We start from the raw sequence: 14,395 nt of genomic DNA, 5'->3' as shown, positions 1-14,395 counted from the left end.
CACACCTCTCGCTTGCGCCATCAGCGGCGCATGGCGGGACGCGGAGCGTCCCTGGCGGCGTTCCCACGCAGGAGCGTGGGAACCATCAAGCTGAGCCACATCAGCCGAGCAACTCGCTCATGGCAATAATCTGCTCTGCCACCTGGATCAGTTTCTGTTGACGGCTCATGGCCTGGCGGCGCATCAGGGTGTAGGCCTCTTCTTCGTTACAGCTCTTCATCTTCATCAACAGGCCCTTGGCCAATTCGATGCGCTTGCGTTCGGCCAGTTGCTGGTCGCGGGCATGCAGCTGGGCGCGCAGGGCCTGGTCACTCTCGAAGCGCGCCATGGCCACATCGAGGATCGGTTGCAGGCGCTGGGCCTGGATGCCTTCGACGATATAGGCACTGACGCCGGACTTGATGGCCTGGCGCATCACATTCGGGTCGTGCTCGTCGGTAAACATCACGATGGGCCGGGGCTGATCGCGGCTGACCAGCACCACTTGCTCCATCACATCGCGCCCGGGTGACTCGGTATCGATCAGGATCACATCCGGGCGCACTGTTTCGACGCGTGCGGGCAGGTCGATGGTCAAGCCGGACTCATCGATCACCTCAAAGCCGGCCTCGATCAATGCGGCTTTGAGGCGCCCGACCTTGCGCGGGGTGTCGTTGATCAACAGGATTCGCAGCATCGTCAGGCTCCTGTCAGCGCAGCGCTTGGCGGTTGGCGTCATCGGCCAGGGCATGCAGGTGGAAGCTGCGGGCGTAGCCAGCGGGGTCGCTGCCGTCCCAGGTCTTGCCGTCGAGCAACTGGCTGCGGCGCATGTCCGAGTCGCCTGGGGTAATGCCCAGCGTCTCGGCCGCCTGGCGGTACAGCGCCAGTTGCTGCACCTGCCGGGCGATGCCCAGGTAGTCCGGGTCTTCACGCAGCAAGCCCCAGCGCCGGAACTGGGTCATAAACCACATGCCGTCGCTGAGGTAAGGCAGGTTCACCTCGCCGTCGGCGAAAAAGCGCAGCGCATGGGAATCCTGCCACTGGTTGCCCAGGCCATCCTCATAGTGCCCCAGCAAGCGCGGTTCGATGCAGGCCACAGGCGCATCGAGGTATTCAGGGGCACTGAGCAACTGGGCGGTAGAGCGGCGGTTTTCACGGCTCTGCTCGATAAACCGGCTGGCCTCCAGGATCGCCATGACCAGCACGCGTGCGGTATTGGGGTACGCGTCAACGAAGGCTTGGGTGCAGCCCAGGACTTTTTCCGGGTGGTCCGGCCAGATCGCCTGGCTGGTCGCCAGGGTGAAGCCCTGGTTCTGTTGCACTGCGCTGGCGCACCAGGGTTCGCCCACGCAAAGGCCGTCGATACGTCCGGCTTGCAGGTGCGCGACCATTTGTGGCGGCGGCACTACTACGCTGTTCACATCCTGCAAGGGATGAATGCCTTGGCTCGCCAGCCAGTAATACAACCACATGGCGTGGGTGCCGGTGGGAAACGTCTGGGCGAAGGTCAGTTTTGTCCGGCTTTGGTGCACGTGGCGTTTCAATGCTTCAGGAGTGATCACCCCTTGCTGTTGCAGGCCATGGGACAGGTTGATGCCCTGGCCATTCTGGTTCAGCCCCATCAGCACCGCCATGGGGCTGGGGGCGACGCCGCCGATGCCCAGGTGCACGGCATAGATCAGCCCGTAGAGACTGTGGGCAGCGTCCAGTTCACCGCTGACCAGCTTGTCGCGCAGGTTGGCCCAGGACGCTTGGCGCTTGAGGTTGAGTGTGAGGCCAAAGGGTTGGGCGAAGCCCTGGGTGGCGGCGACCACCAGCGAGGCGCAATCGGTCAGGGCCATGAACCCAAGGTCCAGGCTGCTCTTTTCCGGGGCATCGCTGCCGTTTACCCAAGCCAGCGGATCGTTCATCAATACCTGCCTTTTTCTGAAAAAAAAGCGCCGTTTCCCAGGTTGGCGTATAGGCCATTGCAGGGGAACGACGCCTTTGTCCGTAGGCCCGTGCCGCCGTTGGTGCGAGCCTGATCCAGAGTGCAAAGCAAGGCACATGCCATGGGCAGGAGGTCGCAGTTGGCCGTCAACTTTCCATCATGATTGATCCTCGTGCGCCTCGCAGTATGGCCGCTTCTTCAGGCCAGACCGCCAGGCATACCCACGGTGCACGCTGATTACCTCGCAACCCTCAATTGTCGCTGGCTGTTCAGCGCGCTGCTGTGCGCCGCGCTGTTGCTGGGCAGTCGTACGGCGTGTGGCGAGGTGTTGCAGCTCTACGCTGCCGACGACACGAGAAGCTCGGCGGTGGTGCTGCGGCATATTTCCGTCAGTAGGCTGCGCGGCATCATGCGCGGTGCGGGGCTGGATGAGCCGCGCTACCCACTGCGTGAACACGGCGGGCGTACGTTCTATGTAACCGGCCCTTCCAGCTATGTCGACCAGGTGTTGCGTCTCGCCCAACGGATGGACCGCCCCCCTCGCAAGGTGCCAGAGCGCGCCCCGGTATTCGGCGTGGTGAAAGTGATCAATGTCCTCGTGGACGATCACCTGCAGGGCGCGGGAGCCAACAAGGTCCAGGTACCGGGCATGGCCTCCATGCTCGAAGCTCGGCTATCCCAGGCGCAGAAGGACCAACGGGCCGACGGCCGTCTTGTGTTGATGGCTTATCCGGATACCAACAGTCTGTTGATCAAGGGCCCACCCGCCCAAGTGAAGGTTATCGAAAAACTGGTGGCCGAGCTGGATGTCGCCCAGGCGCTGGATGACGCCTCGCCAGGGCAGGCTGGCGTAGATGGCGACGGACTGCCCTGGATTGGCCCACCTCAGTTGAGCGCCGCGCAACACGAGCGTGTGCGACGTGCGTTCCTGGGAGCGGACCCTGAGTTTTCCCCCTGAATAAGGCGTTTGTCCATGCACCTGGAAATATTGCTGCAGGAGCAACTGATCAGCCGCAAGCGTTTGGCCGCATTCGCACCGGGGAAGGTGCTGCCCTTGGACCCAGGCGTCACTCGCTGTGTGGAGGTGCGGGTCAATGGACAACTGATGGCAGTGGGAGAGTTGGTGCAGTTGGAGGATCGGCTAGGGGTTGAATTGCAGGAGACGTTTCAGGAGTGGTTGCCGCGATAAGGGGGCGTTAGCGAATTGTCTGACCGGCAGTGGCCAAAAAAAGGCGAATGAATGGGTTTTTTCCTAACGCGGGTCTTCGAGACGGTTTTTTATAGTCGTGCCCATGGCAGATGAGCTGGTCACACAATAAGGATTTGAATGTCAGTAGTCGACTACAGAGGTGCGTATGGCCGTCGTGACGGATGAAACGACGACGTCCCTGGTTTTCGCGCGTTGGACCTTGCATGGCGACGGCCGGTTGACGGGCGTGGAGGCGGATATTCAGTTGCCTCCCAAGGAGGGGCACGTGCTGCGGTTGCTGCTGGCCTCCGGTGGTGCGCTGATGACCAAGGACCGTTTGCTGGAACTGGCCTGGCCTCGGGGCGAAGTGGCCGAAGAGTCACTCACGCGGTGTATTTATTCCCTGCGCAAGCACTTGAGAGCCGACAAAGGCTTTATCAAGACGATTTATGGCAAGGGCTATCGCTTTACCTGCCCGGTGCGCACAGGTGATCAACCCAGGGCAGTGGCACACGTGTGCGCCATCTGTGGTCAGGCCAGCAATGTCCAGGGTTAAGGCATGGGGCAAAGGCCTGGTGCTCGGGGTATTGATGGGCAGCAGCCAGGCCTGGGCCTTTTGCTGGGAAGAGGCGGCCAGCCGCTACGACCTTGAGCCGGAGTTGCTGCAAGCTATCGCCTCGGTCGAATCGGGTTACCGGGCGCAAGCGATGAACTACACCAACCGCAATGGCACGCGGGATATCGGCTTGATGCAAATCAACAGCATCCACTTGCCGCGCTTGCTCAAGCAGGGCATTACCGAAGAACGGCTTTTGAGCGAGCCTTGCCTGTCGGTGGAGGTAGGCGCCTCGATTCTTGCCGAATTCATCCAGCGTTTTGGCTACAACTGGACGGCAGTGGGGGCTTACAACGTGGGGCCGGGGCCCGGGCTACAGCGTGAGGCATTGCGTCTGCGCTACGCCGAAAGGATCTGGGTGCGTTATGAGGCGTTGACGGCGCAACGTCAATGAGATCAGGTGGCACGCCTCGCATGCAGGCCGCCACCCTGGCTATAATCACCGCCACCTTTTGTCGCCATCCGAGTCTAGCCCGCCCATGTATACCCTGGCCCGCCAGCTGTTGTTCAAACTCTCTCCGGAAACCTCCCACGATCTGTCCCTGGACCTGATCGGTGCTGGTGGCCGCCTGGGGCTCAATGGCCTGGTATGCAAGGCACCGGCGAAAGTACCGGTGTCCGTGATGGGGCTGAACTTCCCCAACCCGGTCGGGCTGGCAGCCGGCCTGGACAAGAACGGCGCGGCCATCGACGGGTTTGCGCAGTTGGGTTTCGGCTTTGTCGAAATCGGTACCGTGACGCCGCGGCCGCAACCGGGCAACCCCAAGCCGCGTATTTTCCGCCTGCCGGAAGCGGAGGCGATCATCAATCGCATGGGCTTCAACAACCTCGGGGTCGACCATCTGCTGTCGCGGGTTCAGGCGGCGAAGTACACCGGCATCCTGGGTATCAACATCGGCAAGAACTTTGACACGCCGGTGGAGCGTGCGGTGGATGACTACCTGATTTGCCTGGACAAGGTCTACGCCCACGCCAGCTATGTCACCGTCAACGTCAGCTCGCCCAACACCCCGGGCCTGCGCAGCCTGCAATTTGGTGATTCCCTCAAGCAGCTGCTCGAAGCCTTGCGCCAGCGCCAGGAAGACTTGGCCGTGCGTCATGGCAAGCGTGTGCCGCTGGCTATCAAGATCGCGCCGGACATGAGCGATGAAGAAACCGTACTGGTGGCCCAGGCCCTGGTGGATTCAGGGATGGATGCGGTGATTGCGACCAACACCACCCTCAGCCGCGTGGGCGTCGAAGGCCTGGCTCATGGTGACGAGGCGGGCGGCCTGTCGGGCGCGCCGGTGCGTGACAAGAGCACGCATATCGTCAAGGTGCTGGCAGCCGAGTTGGCCGGGCGTTTGCCGATCATCGCGGTGGGCGGTATCACCGAAGGCAAGCACGCGGCTGAGAAGATCGCAGCTGGCGCCAGCCTGGTGCAGTTGTACTCCGGTTTTATCTACAAAGGCCCGGCGCTGATTCGCCAGTCGGTGGATGCCATCGCTGCCTTGCGCTGAGCAGGCAATAAAAAGGGCTCCATGAAGGAGCCCCTGGGCCGAAGCCCGCCGCCCGGATGGGGCGCGCGTGGTTAAGTCGTTACAGATTCAAAGATGTGTGTGTCGCAATTAAATCCCCTGATTAGCCGACGGCGTGAAGTTCGTTGAGTCTGTGGATGCCCGCAGTGCCAGTCATACCGTCCCAGTTGTCGCCGCGTCCTTCTCGCCAGCCGTTGATCCAGGCTTGGCGTACCGACGGTAGAGTAAATGGGCAAAGCTCACGGGATTTTCCATGAACGCCATATTGATATCCGCGTAAAAATGCTCTTTCCAACGGATCACGCTTAAGTCTTCTCATAGGGTGTTTCCCTCACTTGTTGACTGTCTAGATATCCTTCGGCCTTGTCCAAGGCCGGGCAGAGTTTTTCTGCCGTTGGTGGGCTCGCTGCCGGCGTGGCGAGCCAAGTGTTGGCACCGTTACGGCGCCAACCTGTGTTGAGTTCTAACCAATAGGTCACATGTATTCAATGATCGTTTTGTCATAAGCACGTAACGATAACGATGCTATAGCCATAAGCTGGGCTGGTTATTCGCCCCTTTTATAGGGCAAAGCCAGCTATGATGTGCCCTGCAAAGAGGAAAGGTTTAATTCCTTAGTGAGAATGCCCGCCTGATGCAGTCGGTTATTATTCGACGAAGGGTCGGAATATTTCTTTTTGTTGCGCAACATTCTTCTTCTGCCTCGCCCATAAAGGCTCAAGAGCCCGCCAGACGGGGTGGAACGGCACATTCGTGCCACGCGAGCACTCTTCGAGAAAAGTGCTTGATTGAAAACCGAACCGGCGATGCGTCGCCTGTTCACTTATTGCTGAAAAGCCTGGAATGCCCCATGTCGGACCGTTTTGAACTCTTCCTCACCTGCCCCAAGGGCCTCGAAGGCCTGCTGATCGAGGAAGCCGTCGGGCTTGGCCTTGAGGAAGCCCGCGAGCACACCTCGGCCGTGCGCGGCATGGCCGACATGGAAACCGCCTACCGCTTGTGCCTCTGGTCGCGCCTGGCCAACCGCGTGTTGCTGGTGCTCAAGCGCTTCCCGATGAAAGACGCCGAGGATCTTTACCACGGCGTGTTGGACATCGAATGGGCTGACCACATGGTCCCCGACGGTACCCTCGCGGTGGAGTTCAGCGGCCACGGTTCGGGCATCGACAACACTCACTTCGGCGCGCTGAAGGTCAAGGATGCGATTGTCGACAAACTGCGCACCCCGACCGGCGAACGTCCGTCCATCGACAAGATCAACCCTGACCTGCGCATTCACCTGCGCCTGGACCGTGGCGAAGCCATCCTGTCCCTGGACCTCTCCGGTCACAGCCTGCACCAGCGCGGCTACCGCCTGCAGCAGGGTGCGGCACCGCTGAAGGAAAACCTGGCGGCGGCGATCCTGATCCGCGCCGGCTGGCCGCGTATTGCAGCCGAAGGCGGCGCCCTCACAGACCCCATGTGCGGTGTGGGTACCTTCCTGGTCGAGGGCGCGATGATCGCCGCCGACATGGCCCCCAACCTCAACCGTGAACTCTGGGGTTTCACCACCTGGCTGGGCCACGTCCCGGCGCTGTGGAAAAAACTGCACGCAGAAGCCTCTGAGCGTGCCGCCATCGGCATGAACAAGCCGCCGTTGTGGGTACGTGGCTACGAAGCCGACCCACGCTTGATCCAGCCTGCGCGCAATAACATTGAGCGCGCGGGGCTGAGCCATTGGATCAAGGTGTACCAGGGCGAAGTCGGCACGTTCGAGCCGCGCCCGGACCAGAACCAGAAAGGCCTGGTCATCTGCAACCCACCTTACGGCGAGCGCCTGGGGGATGAAGCCAGCCTGTTGTACCTCTACCAGAACCTCGGCGAGCGTCTGCGCCAGGCCTGCATGGGCTGGGAAGCGGCGGTGTTCACCGGCGCGCCAGACCTGGGCAAGCGCATGGGTATCCGTAGCCACAAACAGTATTCGTTCTGGAACGGCGCATTGCCGTGCAAGTTGCTGCTGATCAAGGTCAACCCGGATCAGTTCGTCACTGGCGAGCGCCGTACCCCGGAGCAGCGCCAGGCCGAACGTGAGCAAGCGGCTTACGACCAAGCCCCGAGCGAGCCGGCAGAGCGTCAGTACAACAAGAACGGCAACCCGATCAAACCCGCCCCGGCCCCTGTGGTGGAGCAAGCGCGCTTGAGCGAAGGCGGGCAGATGTTTGCCAACCGCCTGCAGAAGAACCTCAAGCTGTTGGGCAAATGGGCCAAGCGCGAAGGTGTGGATTGCTACCGTGTGTATGACGCCGACATGCCTGAGTACTCCATGGCGATCGACCTGTACCACGATTGGGTGCACGTGCAGGAATACGCCGCGCCAAAATCCATCGACCCGGAAAAAGCCTCGGCCCGCATGTTCGATGCCCTGGCGGCCATTCCCCAGGCACTGAACGTCGACAAGAGCCGTGTGGTGGTCAAGCGTCGTGAGCGTCAGAGCGGCACCAAGCAATACGAGCGTCAGAGTGCCCAAGGTAAATTCACCGAGGTCAGCGAAGGCGGCGTGAAGTTGCTGGTCAACCTCACCGATTACCTGGACACCGGCCTGTTCCTCGACCATCGCCCGATGCGCATGCGCATTCAGAAGGAAGCGGCGGGCAAGCGTTTCCTCAATTTGTATTGCTACACCGCCACCGCCAGTGTGCATGCTGCCAAGGGCGGCGCGCGCAGCACCACCAGCGTCGACCTGTCCAAGACCTACCTGGACTGGGCGCGTCGCAACTTCTCCCTCAACGGCTTCTCCGACAAGAACCGCCTGGAACAGGGTGACGTGATGGCGTGGCTGGAAGCGAGCCGCGATGAATTCGACATGATCTTCATCGACCCGCCGACCTTCTCCAACTCCAAGCGCATGGAAGGCATCTTCGACGTGCAGCGTGACCATGTGCAGTTGCTCGACCTGGCCATGGCGCGCCTGGCGCCGGGTGGCGTGTTGTACTTCTCCAACAACTTCCGCAAGTTCCAGCTGGAAGACAACCTCAGCGAACGCTATGCGGTCGAGGAAATCAGCGACAAGACTATCGACCCGGATTTTGCGCGCAATGCCAAGATCCACCGCGCCTGGAAAATCACCGCACGCTGATTTTCCCCTGTAGGAGCGAGCTTGCTCGCGAAAAACGTCAACGATAACGCGGATATCCTGGATGAACGCGGTGCCTGTGAGTGTTTCGCGAGCAAGCTCGCTCCTACAGTAAGCTTCTGTGGTGAGAGAGCTTGCTCCCTCGCCACAATAAGTCTGTTGACGGTTTTGCACTGGTCAAACCCCTGACCGATGGCTATAACTTAAGCCCTAGCCAAAGTGACACCCCCGCACACTGGCGCTGTGAGTGTTGCCTATGCCGATGCAAGTCGTTCGCCCGAAAATCCTTGGTTTTATCAGTGAGCAGGCATCGGCTTGGCTGGTGGCATTGATGGTGTTGTTGATCGGTAGCGCGCTGACGGTGGTCGTCGCGTGGGCGGCATCCGACTTATATCAGCAACAGGTGCGCCAGCGGTTCCAGTTGCTGGTCAACGAGCGCTACACCCGCATCCAGGAACGTTTCGAAGACCAGGAGCAGCGCCTGGGCAGCTTGCAGCGCTTTTTCGTCAATTCCGGCGAGGTGTCTCGCGCCGAGTTCGACGGTTTCGCCAAACCGCTGTTGTTGCATGCCCGCGCTTATGCCTGGGCTCCACGGATATTTCGCACGCAGCGCAGCCTTTTTGAGCAGGACATTTCTCGCCAGCGCGGCATTCCCTTCAGTATCCGCGAACTGAATACTGCAGGTGAGTTGGCACCAGCGGCCGAACGCGATGAATACGTACCGGTGCTGTACAGCCAGACGCAAAGTTTGCTGGGCTCGCCGCTGGGTTTTGATCTGCTGGCCCAGCCCCTGCGTCGCTCAGCCCTGGAGCGTGCGCAACAAAGCGGCCAGTTGGCGGTATCGCAACCCATGCAGTTGGTGGGTGTGGAACCCGCTTATGCGGCAGGCGTCTTATTGGTGGCGCCCGTTAGCAAGCTCGCAGGTGCCGAGCCCTACGGTTATGTGATGGCGGTGATCAGCATGCGTCAGCTGGTAGCCGAGGGGTTGCCCAGGCCCAACCGGGACAACCTGGTGATGCAGATCGTAGATACCTCCGACACCCAGCAACGGGTGTTGTATGCCTCCAGCAACGCCTTGGGCAGCAGCGGCTTGACGGCTGCGCGCCGCCTTACCCTGGGTGACCATGTCTATGCCCTGAGCCTGAGCGCCAGCGAAGTGTTCGACAGGGCCAACCATTCTTCGATGCACACCATTCTGGCGATGGGCGTGCTGCTCAGCGCCTTGCTCAGTGCGCTGCTTTACATGCTGGTGAGCCAGCGCCAACGCGCACTGAAACTGGTGGAGCAACGCACCGTGCAATTGCGCGCCCGTGAGCAGGAGTTGCGTGGCGCCCATGGGCAATTGCGCAGCGTGCTGAATGCGGCGACTCAAGTGGCGATCATTGCCACGGACCTGCGCGGCGTGATCAACACCTTCAATGCCGGTGCCGAGCAGATGCTGGGCTTTACGGCCGAGGAGGTGCTGGGGCATATGACCTTGGACCGTCTGCACGTAGCCATGGAACTCGACGCCCGCGCTGAGCCGTTGAGCAGGGCGCTGGGCAAGCGCATCCCAGCGAGCCAGGCGATGCTGGTGGAGAGCCCGGACAGTCAACATGAAGGCCGTGAGTGGACGCTGGTGCGCAAGGATGGCAGCCAGCTGACGGTCAACATGTTGCCGACCGTGCTCTTGGATGACCATGGCCTGTGGGTCGGGCACCTGGCGATTTATCTGGATGTCACCGAGCAAAAACGCGCCTATGAGGCCCTTGCCGTACGCGACCGCCTGCTGAAAAAACTCAGCGCCCATGTGCCGGGTGGGATCTTCCAGTTCACCCTGGAACCCCAGGACACCTGGCGTTTCATCTATGCCAGCGAAGGCATGCGCGATATCTATGAAATCGAGCTGGGCGTGTTGCAGCAGGATGCGGGCAAAGTGCTGGAACGCATTCACCCTTTGGACCTGGAACGCGTGCGTGCGTCGATACGCCTTTCTGCGTTGCAACTGAGCCATTGGCGCGAAGAGTACCGCGTGCAATTACCCCAACGAGGCTTGCGCTGGATTCGCGGCGAAGCGACGCCGGAAGAGTTACCGGGCGGCGGTACGCTTTGGCACGGTTATGTGTCGGATATTTCTGATCTCAAACGGGTCGAGGAAGAACTGCGTGCGCTGTCCATCACCGACTCTCTGACAGGGATCTATAACCGTCGCTATTTCCAGGATCGCCTCAAGGGCGAAATGCTCCGGCTCAACCGTATGTCTGGCGCGCTGTCGTTGATCATGCTCGATATTGACCACTTCAAGCGCATCAACGATCAGCACGGCCATGCCGTGGGCGACGTCGTGCTGCAGGAGTTGTGCAAGCGTATCGGCCAGCGCTTGCGCCGCACCGATATATTTTGCCGGATCGGCGGGGAAGAGTTTGTGGTGCTGTGCCCCAACACCGATGGCGCCCAGGCCTACAGCCTGGCGATGCAATTGTGGCAGTCGCTGCGTGATGCGGCGATGGAACCGGTGGGGGTGGTTACCGCCAGTTTTGGCGTGGCCAGTTGGCGGGTCGATGAAGGTATCGATGGGTTGCTGCTGCGCGCGGATTCGGCGGTGTACGTGGCCAAGCAGGCGGGCAGGGATCGGGTGCAGGTGTGTGGTTGCTGAGACGCGCTGATCGTTCCCACGCTCTGCGTGGGAATGCATCCTGAGACGCTCCGCGTCAAGCCTTGAGCGCGGACGCAGAGCGTCCAAAACAGCATTCCCACGCAGAGCGTGGGAACGATCAGAGGGGGGGCTTACAGAACCGGCGCGGCGGCAACGGCCTTCGGCTGGCGATACAGGTCCAGCAGCACCTGATCCAACACCGACGAGGCTCCCCACGGCTTGGAGTCGTTGAGAATCGCCACTACCGCCCAGGTATTGCCATTGTTGTCGCGGCTGTAGCCGGCGATCGCGCGTACGGTGTTCAAGGTGCCGGTCTTCACATGGGCTTCGCCGCGCAGGGCGGTGGTTTTCAGGCGTTTACGCATGGTGCCGTCGGTGCCGGCGATCGGCATCGAGCTGATGTACTCCGCCGCATAAGGGCTTTTCCACGCGGCTTGCAGCATGGCCGCCATCTCGCGGGCGCTGACCCGTTCGGCGCGGGACAGGCCGGAGCCGTTTTCCATCACCAGGTGCGGCGCGGTGATGCCTTTCTTGGCCAGCCACTGGCGCACGACACGTTGCGCAGCCTTGGCATCGTCGCCATCGGCATCGTTGCGAAACTGTGCCCCCAGGCTCAGGAACAACTGCTGGGCCATGGTGTTGTTACTGTATTTATTGATGTCGCGGATGATCTCCGCCAGGTCCGGCGAGAAAGCACGAGCCAGGACTTTGGCATCCTTGGGCACCGGTGCCTGGATATCACGGCCCTGGATGGTGCCGCCCAATTCCTTCCAGATCGCCCGCACGGCGCCTGCGGTGTAGGTGGCGTGGTCGAGCAGCGACAGGTAGGTCTGCGAGCTGCAGCCATCACCCAGTTGGCCGCTGACGGTCACGGTCACGCTGCCGTCGGCGGCGGTCACCGGGCTGTAGCGCACGTCGCCGGTGCACTGTTTGGCGTTGGTGACTTTCACCTGGTTGTCGATGCGAATGCTGGCAATCGGCGGCTCGACCGACACGATCACCCGCCCTGAATCATTGCGGGTCACAAAGCGCAGGGCCTTGAGGTTGACCAGCAAGGCGTCGGGCTTGACCAGGAACGGCTTGTTCTCATCGTTGCCGTCGTCGTTGAACTCGGGCAATTGCGGCTGGTTGAAGAAGTTACGGTCCAGCACCAGGTCGCCGGTGACTTGCTGCACACCATTGGCCCGCAGGTCGCGCATCAGCAGCCAGAGTTTTTCCATGTTCAGCTTGGGGTCACCGCCGCCCTTGAGGTACAGGTTGCCGCGCAACACGCCGCCGCTGAGGGTGCCATCGGTGTAGAACTCGGTCTTCCACTGATGGTTGGGGCCGAGCATTTCCAGGGCCGCGTAAGTGGTGACCAGCTTCATGGTGGAGGCCGGGTTCACCGAGACATCGGCGTTGAAAACCGTAGGGGTACCAGGGCCGTTCAGGGGCAGCATCACCAGGGACAGCGCGGTATTTTGCAGCTTGGCCTTCTGCAAGGCCTGGGCAACGCTGGGTGGCAGGGTGTTATTGACGGGAGCGGCGCAAACGGAAAAGGCCAGGGGCAAGACAACACTGGCAAGTAACACGGAACGCAAAGATTTGATCATAAGAAATAAAACCCTACTGCTGAGGAGGGTGAAAAAGGCGAGGGGTATGGAAGAAAATCCCTCAGTGGTCACGAAAGTGTCGGCATTATGCCCCAAGCTGGCGCCACGTGTAGCTGAACGATAGCTGCTAATCGTGGTTTTTTTGCGCGCATTTGCCCGTCGGTCCCAGAGAGTCGGGCAATTGCCGCCTTAAACTGCTAAAGTGCCGCCCGTTAATACTTATGAGGATTGTTCCAATGGCGACTAACCGTTCCCAGCGTCTGCGCAAAAAACTGTGCGTTGATGAATTTCAAGTTTTGCTAATTAGCAAAAAATAATTGGTTGGTTGTCAAAAAATCCCCGTTCCCGTTCCGTTCCTATTCACCCGATACGCCCTCCAGCCCCGTAGGCTCAGCAGTTAATACGCCTGTGAACCCAAAATGACCTCGGGTGGCCGTGCGGAGGAAAGCGCGGCTATTGACGTCCCTGTCCATCAGGCAGTTAGGTCTGCGTGGTAAGCGAATACTGGCGTTGACCTTCACCACGCCTGTCGAAGAGCGGCCCAAACTCACAAGCCAACCCTGCCAGAGATCGGGTTAGCTAAAGCTCGGGTCGCAATGCGCAGGGGATTGTTCGGTAGAGAGTCGATGAGGTATAGTGAAGGTGGCGGTGCGGCTTCGGGTCGAAGCATGAATCATATTTCAGGCCGAAGCTTCAGAGGGAACATAGCACCGGATGACCATTCGGGCCTTCTGCTGACATGGTAACGCGGTATAGGGATTGACTCCTATTACTGGTCTATTGTCTATTACGGATTCAACTTACTAATTTGGCTAAGGCTAAAGATGGTAGGGAAAATAAGGCTCGCCCATTGGCGGGCCTTTCTAATTTTACAAGGACGAAAAATGCAGTCATCAGAAGAAATTGACGCTGCAGTCAACCTGCTCAAGGCCTCGCTCGAAAGTCGTAGTGATAAACAGATCACTGGAGCAGTCTTCGGTGAAATGGTTCGCAAAGCCACTCCTGAATTAGACATCAAAGCTTTGGGGCTTCCGACTAAAGCCACATTTTCACGATTTATCGAAAAGTACTTCGAAGGGGTTCTTTTCCGTTCGCATGCTCAGGGCAAAGATTCGGTCTACAAAATTGGTGCGTCGGCTACCGATACCGATGATGAGCCTGACTATGCCCTTTGGAAGGCTTTTGTCCGGCCTCAATCGAAATACCAAGTCGGGCTAATTACAGCCAGCAAGACCTTGATGCTGCTTGGAGCTGACAGCAACTCTGATGCGGGTGGGGCGGAAGTTACCGTTATTCCCAGCGTCACTCAAGATGAACTGAGCGCGATCATGAAAGCATTTATGCAGGCCGAGCAAGCTGCCGTGGGTAGTGCTCTCCCTGACATCCAACTGCCTTATGCAAGCTGGACTGCCAGCCTTCGTGAGCGCGACAGGCCCGCCTACCGGAGATGGATAGAGTTCCGTATTGACCGTCTCCTGCAGTTGTTCAAACAAAGGTTAGAAGCTGCTGATGTTAATGAGCATGACCGCAGGAGTCTCGCGGATTTCATGAGCCGCTCGCGCGGTGCCCGTCTGCCCAAGACGCCACCCAAGTCGCCACACAAAGCGACTGGTAATACACTCGAAAGCAGAAATGCCATCGGATGCCCGGAGATACTGGTCTCAGCGTCATATGCTGCCAATAAAGACGCTGACCTTCGTGACTTGGTGGTAAGGGCGGTGATGAACCTTTCAATCGCTGAGCTGCGTGAATTGAGGTTGCCGGTAGGCGCAGTAGCTGATGCCCTAGGGATTCTCGGTAAGAAGTGATTGCGGGCTCAGCTCTG

12 protein-coding genes are annotated in these 14,395 nt (G+C 60.0%); 8 read left to right on the top strand and 4 right to left on the bottom strand.

Annotated features, from left to right (window positions below):
* Positions 1 to 100: 100 nt before the first annotated feature.
* Both V8689_RS20955 and V8689_RS20950 read right to left on the bottom strand, forming a co-directional pair.
* Positions 101 to 676: an ANTAR domain-containing response regulator gene (locus tag V8689_RS20955; protein ID WP_056786710.1), complete on the bottom strand. Its 576-nt coding sequence runs from the start codon at positions 674 to 676 to the stop codon at positions 101 to 103.
* Positions 677 to 689: 13 nt separating this feature from the next.
* Positions 690 to 1,889, bottom strand: coding sequence for a CmpA/NrtA family ABC transporter substrate-binding protein (locus tag V8689_RS20950; RefSeq protein ID WP_056786707.1), 1,200 nt, complete (start codon positions 1,887 to 1,889; stop codon positions 690 to 692).
* Between the two features lie 246 nt (positions 1,890 to 2,135).
* Here V8689_RS20950 and V8689_RS20945 point away from each other — a divergent pair, with 246 nt between their 5' ends.
* The 5 genes from V8689_RS20945 to V8689_RS20925 all read left to right on the top strand — a co-directional run bounded on the left by V8689_RS20945 (position 2,136) and on the right by V8689_RS20925 (position 5,213).
* Positions 2,136 to 2,867 carry a secretin N-terminal domain-containing protein gene (locus tag V8689_RS20945; protein WP_056786704.1) on the top strand — a complete coding sequence of 244 codons (732 nt, stop codon included), beginning with the start codon at positions 2,136 to 2,138 and terminating at the stop codon, positions 2,865 to 2,867.
* A gap of 15 nt (positions 2,868 to 2,882) precedes the next feature.
* Positions 2,883 to 3,098: a FliM/FliN family flagellar motor switch protein gene (locus V8689_RS20940; protein ID WP_003193267.1), complete on the top strand. Its 216-nt coding sequence runs from the start codon at positions 2,883 to 2,885 to the stop codon at positions 3,096 to 3,098.
* A 166-nt stretch (positions 3,099 to 3,264) separates the two neighbouring features.
* On the top strand, positions 3,265 to 3,654 hold the full coding sequence (locus V8689_RS20935; protein WP_056786702.1) for a winged helix-turn-helix domain-containing protein: 390 nt from the start codon (positions 3,265 to 3,267) through the stop codon (positions 3,652 to 3,654).
* Positions 3,641 to 4,108 carry a transglycosylase SLT domain-containing protein gene (locus V8689_RS20930; RefSeq protein ID WP_056786699.1) on the top strand — a complete coding sequence of 156 codons (468 nt, stop codon included), beginning with the start codon at positions 3,641 to 3,643 and terminating at the stop codon, positions 4,106 to 4,108. The genes V8689_RS20935 and V8689_RS20930 overlap by 14 nt, the downstream gene beginning before the upstream one ends.
* A gap of 85 nt (positions 4,109 to 4,193) precedes the next feature.
* On the top strand, positions 4,194 to 5,213 hold the full coding sequence (locus V8689_RS20925) for a quinone-dependent dihydroorotate dehydrogenase (RefSeq protein WP_003193260.1): 1,020 nt from the start codon (positions 4,194 to 4,196) through the stop codon (positions 5,211 to 5,213).
* A gap of 121 nt (positions 5,214 to 5,334) precedes the next feature.
* Here V8689_RS20925 and rmf read toward each other — a convergent pair whose 3' ends face one another.
* A complete protein-coding gene (gene rmf, locus V8689_RS20920) occupies positions 5,335 to 5,550 on the bottom strand; it encodes a ribosome modulation factor (RefSeq protein ID WP_002553055.1) in 216 nt (71 codons plus the stop codon).
* Positions 5,551 to 6,081: 531 nt separating this feature from the next.
* Here rmf and rlmKL point away from each other — a divergent pair.
* Both rlmKL and V8689_RS20910 read left to right on the top strand, forming a co-directional pair.
* Complete coding sequence (rlmKL, locus tag V8689_RS20915; RefSeq protein WP_056786695.1) at positions 6,082 to 8,346, top strand: bifunctional 23S rRNA (guanine(2069)-N(7))-methyltransferase RlmK/23S rRNA (guanine(2445)-N(2))-methyltransferase RlmL; 2,265 nt, start codon at positions 6,082 to 6,084, stop codon at positions 8,344 to 8,346.
* A 253-nt stretch (positions 8,347 to 8,599) separates the two neighbouring features.
* Positions 8,600 to 10,978 carry a sensor domain-containing diguanylate cyclase gene (locus tag V8689_RS20910; RefSeq protein ID WP_056786692.1) on the top strand — a complete coding sequence of 793 codons (2,379 nt, stop codon included), beginning with the start codon at positions 8,600 to 8,602 and terminating at the stop codon, positions 10,976 to 10,978.
* Between the two features lie 131 nt (positions 10,979 to 11,109).
* Here V8689_RS20910 and dacB read toward each other — a convergent pair whose 3' ends face one another.
* A complete protein-coding gene (gene dacB / locus V8689_RS20905) occupies positions 11,110 to 12,570 on the bottom strand; it encodes a D-alanyl-D-alanine carboxypeptidase/D-alanyl-D-alanine endopeptidase (protein ID WP_014719471.1) in 1,461 nt (486 codons plus the stop codon).
* 884 nt (positions 12,571 to 13,454) lie between these two features.
* On the opposite strand from dacB, the gene V8689_RS20900 reads away from it, so the two are divergent.
* Positions 13,455 to 14,378 (top strand): hypothetical protein, encoded by a 924-nt coding sequence (locus tag V8689_RS20900; protein WP_434520612.1) that lies wholly within the window; start codon positions 13,455 to 13,457, stop codon positions 14,376 to 14,378.
* Positions 14,379 to 14,395 lie beyond the last annotated feature (17 nt).

Origin of the sequence: Pseudomonas sp. AK181 (assembly GCF_051122975.1) — a bacterium.
Classification (GTDB): Bacteria; Pseudomonadota; Gammaproteobacteria; order Pseudomonadales; family Pseudomonadaceae; genus Aquipseudomonas; species Aquipseudomonas lactis.
Note: the sequence above shows the minus strand (reverse complement) of the source record. Positions and strands in the feature narration are given on the sequence as shown.

Excerpts from the sequence above, each read along its gene's own strand:
- V8689_RS20955 (WP_056786710.1), bottom strand. The coding sequence starts at position 676 with ATGCTGCGAATCCTGTTGATCAACGACACCCCGCGCAAGGTCGGGCGC.
- V8689_RS20950 (WP_056786707.1), bottom strand. The coding sequence starts at position 1,889 with ATGAACGATCCGCTGGCTTGGGTAAACGGCAGCGATGCCCCGGAAAAG.
- V8689_RS20940 (WP_003193267.1), top strand. The coding sequence starts at position 2,883 with ATGCACCTGGAAATATTGCTGCAGGAGCAACTGATCAGCCGCAAGCGT.
- V8689_RS20935 (WP_056786702.1), top strand. The coding sequence starts at position 3,265 with ATGGCCGTCGTGACGGATGAAACGACGACGTCCCTGGTTTTCGCGCGT.
- V8689_RS20930 (WP_056786699.1), top strand. The coding sequence starts at position 3,641 with ATGTCCAGGGTTAAGGCATGGGGCAAAGGCCTGGTGCTCGGGGTATTG.
- V8689_RS20925 (WP_003193260.1), top strand. The coding sequence starts at position 4,194 with ATGTATACCCTGGCCCGCCAGCTGTTGTTCAAACTCTCTCCGGAAACC.
- rmf (WP_002553055.1), bottom strand. The coding sequence starts at position 5,550 with ATGAGAAGACTTAAGCGTGATCCGTTGGAAAGAGCATTTTTACGCGGA.
- rlmKL (WP_056786695.1), top strand. The coding sequence starts at position 6,082 with ATGTCGGACCGTTTTGAACTCTTCCTCACCTGCCCCAAGGGCCTCGAA.
- V8689_RS20910 (WP_056786692.1), top strand. The coding sequence starts at position 8,600 with ATGCCGATGCAAGTCGTTCGCCCGAAAATCCTTGGTTTTATCAGTGAG.
- dacB (WP_014719471.1), bottom strand. The coding sequence starts at position 12,570 with ATGATCAAATCTTTGCGTTCCGTGTTACTTGCCAGTGTTGTCTTGCCC.
- V8689_RS20900 (WP_434520612.1), top strand. The coding sequence starts at position 13,455 with ATGCAGTCATCAGAAGAAATTGACGCTGCAGTCAACCTGCTCAAGGCC.